This window comes from Streptomyces aureus (assembly GCF_000725495.1).
Classification (GTDB): domain Bacteria; phylum Actinomycetota; class Actinomycetes; order Streptomycetales; family Streptomycetaceae; genus Streptomyces; species Streptomyces aureus_B.
This window is the reverse complement of the sequence record NZ_JNZD01000123.1, coordinates 1-232: the sequence shown is the minus strand read 5'-3', so window position 1 is coordinate 232 and position 232 is coordinate 1. Positions and strand designations below refer to the sequence as shown.

The following is a 232-nucleotide window of genomic DNA, read 5'->3' as shown; positions in this document are numbered from 1 at the left end:
GCGAGGAAAGGCCGCGTCGAAGGGCTACCGGACGGCGTCCCGCGCGGCGGCCAAGGTCCACAAGAAGGTCGCCCGGCAGCGCCAGGACACCGGCCGCAAGTGGGCCAAGACCATCGCCCGCGACTTCGACCAGCTCGCCGTCGAGGACTTCAAGCCGAAATTCCTCGCCAAGTCCACGATGGCCCGCAAAGCCGCCGACGCCGCGATCGGCGTGACGAAGACCGCGCTGATC

Annotated in this window: 1 pseudogene; it reads left to right on the top strand. The window is 69.4% G+C overall.

The window, feature by feature from the left end:
• Positions 1-232 (top strand): annotated as a pseudogene (locus IO36_RS36250) (RNA-guided endonuclease TnpB family protein); the annotation flags it as partial.